Origin of the sequence: Vibrio sp. SCSIO 43097 (genome assembly GCF_023650755.1) — a bacterium.
Lineage (GTDB): Bacteria > Pseudomonadota > Gammaproteobacteria > Enterobacterales > Vibrionaceae > Vibrio > Vibrio alginolyticus.
Genome location: NZ_CP071840.1, coordinates 1604870 through 1609887, shown reverse-complemented (window position 1 = coordinate 1609887; position 5018 = coordinate 1604870). Strand labels below are relative to the sequence as shown.

The window sequence follows — 5018 nt, the reverse complement described above, 5'->3', positions numbered from 1 at the left end:
ATAAACCTTAACCCTAAATAACTGTCAAGTTTTTGACTAATAATACTAATTTGCTATATATTGCCCGAATATATAGTGCAATAACAGCAATTTGATGCTCAATGAAGTAATTATGTGTCATACATCAATAAGAATCCAGACGCATAAGTGTTTTATTTTATTAAAATCTGGACACTCGTTTCTAGCCATTACCTCCATCTTTAATTTGAGATCTTAATTCAAGTTTTAGGCAGATTTAGTAGGTTGATTTATCAAAATTGAAACAAATGAACAGCGAATCAACAGGTTACTTCATCGCATATTAATGTTATTGTGCGCTAAATTATTGACGCCCTTATAAGTATTCCACTTATAAGCCCTATCACCTCGAGAATTTTTACCATTATCTAGGAGAATCACAGTGAAGTGGACTCGTGCCAACGCCTTTTGTATTGGTATGTTCACCGCTAGTCATGCTTTTGGGCAAACGCTAGAGCAAGCGGTTGAAAACACATTAAAAACCAATCCTGACATCAAAAGTGCGTTCAATGAATTCGTTAGCAAGCAGTATGTGAATGAAGCATCTGGTGGTGCTTACCTCCCATCCGTAGACTTAGATGCCGGTATCGGTTACGAAGGAATCAAACCCGCAGAGTCAGGGCGAGATTCAACCGATCTGACAAGAAAAGAAGCCACCGTGACACTAGCCCAGCTAATATGGGATGGCTCAGCGACACTTAATGATATGGATCGAACAGCAGCTGATGCTGAATCGGTCCGTTATCAACTTCTAGCTGATGCCCAAGACACCGCTCTAGAGGTCGCGAAAGTTTATTTAGACTCAGTAAAAGCTTATGAAATTCTTACACTTTCCGAGAATAACTTGAAAGTGCATAAGAAGATCTATGAAGACATTAAAAAGCGAGTTAACTCAGGTATCGGTTCTACAGCAGACCTAACCCAGGTAGAGGCTCGTTTAGCAAAGGCTCATGGTAACTTGGTGGCAGCTCAGAACAACTTATATGACAGCCACACCACCTTTACACGCCTTGTCGGACAGTCACCACAAGGATTGATTTTCCCAAGAGCGGACCAAAACTTTATTCCCTACACCATCGATGAAGCGATTGACTTGGCATTCGAGTCACATCCAGTAATCAAAATTTCGGTAGCTGATGTGGACTCTGCAAAGTTCCAATACAAGCAATCTAAGGGAACTTACTACCCAACGATATCGGTAGAAGCGGCTCAAACATGGCGTGATGATGCAAGCGGTATCGAAGGAAGCAGCGAAGAGACAACAGCAATGTTACGTATGCGTTACAACCTCTTTAACGGTGGTAGTGACGTAGCCAACGCTGAAAGTTTTGCCTACCAACTAAATAAAGCAAAAGACCTAAGAGAACGTGCATACCGCCAAGTAGAAGAAGGTCTTCGTCTATCTTGGAGTGCGTTAGATTTAACACTTCAACAAAAAGAGTTCCTAGCGGATCACGTAGATTCGGCCTCAGAAACTGTCATCGCCTACGAAAAGCAGTATCGCATTGGAAAACGCACTCTGCTGGACTTGTTAAATACTGAAAACGAACTTTTCGAAGCGAGAAAGAACTACTTGGATGCTCGATACTCAGAGCAGTACGCCAAGTACCGCGTTATGAACGCGACTGGCCAATTGTTAAATGCCTTGCGTGTCGATGTACCTACAGAATGGAATGAAAAGGTGGAGTACTGATCATGAAACCAGTGAAGATTCTATTTGCATTGGGTATGCTCGCCATCACTCAACACGTTGTTGCTGAAGACGAATATGAGTATCGTCCTGTACCAAATGCAGAACAAATAGCAGATTTGCAAGATGACGATAACGATGGTGTCATCAATGCTCGAGATATGTGCCCAGGTACACCTGAAGGCTCAGAGGTCGACAACGACGGTTGTGGAGAATACATTAAAGCATCAGATAACATGCAAGTGCGGATACTTTTTGCTAACGACTCTGATGAGATCAATCCAGTCTTCAGAAGACAAGTCCGAGAGCTTTCCGACTTTTTAAAAGAGTACCCTACTACTTCGATAGAGCTGCACGGCTATGCTAGTAAAGTTGGTGGTTCAAAGCATAACCAAGATCTTTCTGAAAGACGAGCACGCAATGTCCGTGAAGCCCTACTAAGCTACGACATCGAACCGAGTAGAGTCCGCATTGTTGGTTTTGGTGACACTCACTTAGCACAGCAAGGGACCGATGAAGTCAGCCATGCTTTAAATCGTCGAGTAACCGCATCAGTCGTTGGTTACAAAGGCGAGATAAAAAGAGAGTGGACAATATTCACAACTCTTCCAGAAAGGTAAAGCACCTGTTTTTGTTTGCTCTGCAAGCACAAAGCAAACAAAAACGAGTGAATACTTAACCTCAGAAAAGGAGCTTCGGCTCCTTTATTTTTACTCATTTCGACAACCGTATTATGCTTTAGGAATCGGCACTTTAGTGTTACTCTAGCCACGTCATAACAACGAGAGTTTTGAAATGAGCAAACTTACATCAGATATCCAAGCGAACCTTGACCTTTTTGTTGCAGAAACGAAAGAAAACCAATTGGTTTGGGGTTTACGCAATGAAGAAGGTTGGCTATCTTGCGATTCAACTGAATTCGAAAACAGCGAAGTCATGCCTTTCTGGTCTTCTAAAGAAGATGCAGAAGCACATAATGTTGAAGAATGGGCAGATTTTACTGTACTAGAAATCCCATTAGATATCTTTGTTGAAGATTGGCTTTTGACTCTTGCTGAAGATGGTGTTCTTGTTGGAACTAACTGGAACGATCAGTTAGAAGGCAAAGAAATGGAGCCTCAAGATCTAGCAAAGCTTTACATTGATTAAAGATTTCTGACCTCAACTTTATGTTGAGGTCTTTCTTTTTTATGCCTCTTCTTTCAATATCTCGACCAAGTGCATAGTTTTACTACTCTTTTTCTTAGTACACCCAACTTAATCACAACGCTGATGCGTTAAAAGCGCTATGATAACTCAACTTTAAAGGCACCTTAAATTAAAGGCTCGTTTAAACATGCGCGTGCTCTATCCCTTGCTTGCGTCACTTTTGCTCACTCCAGTATATGCAAGCGACACTCAAGATATTGAACCAAACCAAAATATCACACAGTGGCACTCTGTCTACCAAACCACACTACGAAGCAACCCTGAGTCGGCATTGAGCATGCTTCAAGATCGCTACCATACAGCGAAATCGGACAGCGAAAAGCTCTACGTAAGTGGATTGATTTATGAATATATGTCAAACATAAATCAGCCTTACTACGGCAGCAGTCAAGTCTTAGACAACCATTTTTCTCAATTAGAATCAGAATATATTCTTGCCTTAAATGAACGTAAGCATGGTAGTTACGAGGCCTCAGTAGATAGCTTTTCTTCTTTGCGACAGACAATGAAGAAAATATCCGATTCCGAAGGCAAGGCTCTGATGAACTATCAACTTTGTTATACGCTGAATCAACAAGGTCGTTATCACAAAGCAAACTTTTATTGCTCATCCATAGAGAGCCACTTAAATCATAAGCATCAAGAAAACTTCCCTGTTGATCTTGCTTTGCGCGTGGTAGCAAATAACTACAATTACCGTGGTGACTATGAAAAAGCCTTAAGTTTGTATCGACAGTTGATGGCCAACATGTCGACGCAAAGCGATCCTTCAGGGATTTACAATGACGTCGGCAATTTACTTGCAGAGCTGGGGCAATTTGAACAATCAGAGCAATATCTCATTCAAGCCTTACTGGTTCGCCAAGATGAAGGGACACCTCTTGAAGTTGCGCAAGTCGAACATAGTCTAGGAGCGATGTACAGAAAATCCAAAGAACTCGATAAGTCCATCAGCCACTACAAAAATGCATTAACGATTCTCGAACAACTTCATTATCCATACGGGCAAGGGTTGACCTATTTAGGGTTATCTGCTGCTTTGGCCGATTCTGGGCAATTGGATACCGCGGTAGATTACATTGGAAGAGCATTAAACATTGCCCAAACTTATGAGAATACGCACCTTGAAACAGAGGGTCATTTGGCTGCTGGATTGGCATATTTAAAGAACCATACACCCGAAAAATCGATTGAACACGGTACAATTGCGTTAAGATTAGCGGTAAAAAACGCTAGGCCCTTATTGCAAGCGCAAGCCCAATTACTCCTCTCAAAAGCATACCAAGCTCAAAATGATTACAAAAAGGCGCTGGAGCATCACAAGGCCTACTCGACGATTGAACTAACGAACCGAGACGCGAGTAATATCAAGGCGTTAGAGGCACTAGATCTCACTAAAAAAGAGTATGAATATGATCTACAAGTCGCGCAGTTGAACAACGAAACTCTTCTAAGTCAGTACCAGTTTGAAAAACTCACAGACCAACAACGCACTTATAATTTTGTTGTTTTCTGTTTATTGATTCTCCTCGCTCTGGCATTGATGGTTCAGCGACAAACACGCTTAAAAGCCAAAATAGACAGCTTAACGTGTGCATTAAACAGAGCGGCAATTATAGAGACGATTAAAAGCCAAACCTCCAAAGCGGAAGGAGACTTCCGCTACGTTCTAGCATTAATCGATCTAGATGACTTTAAGGCGATTAATGATCAGTACGGTCATCCGACTGGCGACTTAGTACTACAACAGGTATGCAAAGCGCTTAAAGCTAAACTTAATAAGGGTGATTACTTGGGTCGTTTAGGTGGAGAAGAGTTTATCTTGCTATTGAAAAACGTCGATGAGATTGACGTTCCCTTTAGAATACAAAGTCTGCATAAAACAATTTCAGAAAAGAGTGTACATTCGCTTAATGACCATCAATTGAATATATCTGCGAGTCTGGCCTATCTATCAACCTCAATGCCACTCACCAACTTTGATGAGCTCTATTCGATATTAGACCAAGCGTTATACAATGCTAAGAAGCAAGGAAAAAACTCCCTTGTGGACGCATACAACGAGCCGATCAGTTTAAGTGCTGAGTATATTCTCTAATAA

At 41.5% G+C, this 5018-nt stretch carries 4 protein-coding genes; all 4 read left to right on the top strand.

Annotated features, from left to right (window positions below; all coding sequences use genetic code 11):
* Nucleotides 1-400 precede the first annotated feature (400 nt).
* The 4 genes from J4N40_RS08360 (at nucleotide 401) to J4N40_RS08345 (ending at nucleotide 5015) form a co-directional block, all read left to right on the top strand.
* A complete protein-coding gene (locus tag J4N40_RS08360) occupies nucleotides 401-1711 on the top strand; it encodes a TolC family outer membrane protein (RefSeq protein ID WP_250654462.1) in 1311 nt (436 codons plus the stop codon).
* A 2-nt stretch (nucleotides 1712-1713) separates the two neighbouring features.
* A complete protein-coding gene (locus J4N40_RS08355; RefSeq protein WP_005377354.1) occupies nucleotides 1714-2328 on the top strand; it encodes an OmpA family protein in 615 nt (204 codons plus the stop codon).
* A gap of 175 nt (nucleotides 2329-2503) precedes the next feature.
* A complete protein-coding gene (locus tag J4N40_RS08350) occupies nucleotides 2504-2857 on the top strand; it encodes a DUF2750 domain-containing protein (RefSeq protein ID WP_005377352.1) in 354 nt (117 codons plus the stop codon).
* Nucleotides 2858-3044: 187 nt separating this feature from the next.
* On the top strand, nucleotides 3045-5015 hold the full coding sequence (locus J4N40_RS08345; RefSeq protein WP_170893390.1) for a tetratricopeptide repeat-containing diguanylate cyclase: 1971 nt from the start codon (nucleotides 3045-3047) through the stop codon (nucleotides 5013-5015).
* The last annotated feature ends 3 nt before the right edge of the window (nucleotides 5016-5018 follow it).

What these genes read in the sequence shown, in the direction of transcription:
- J4N40_RS08355 (WP_005377354.1), top strand. Translation starts at nt 1,714, where the DNA reads ATGAAACCAGTGAAGATTCTATTTGCATTGGGTATGCTCGCCATCACT.
- J4N40_RS08350 (WP_005377352.1), top strand. Translation starts at nt 2,504, where the DNA reads ATGAGCAAACTTACATCAGATATCCAAGCGAACCTTGACCTTTTTGTT.
- J4N40_RS08345 (WP_170893390.1), top strand. Translation starts at nt 3,045, where the DNA reads ATGCGCGTGCTCTATCCCTTGCTTGCGTCACTTTTGCTCACTCCAGTA.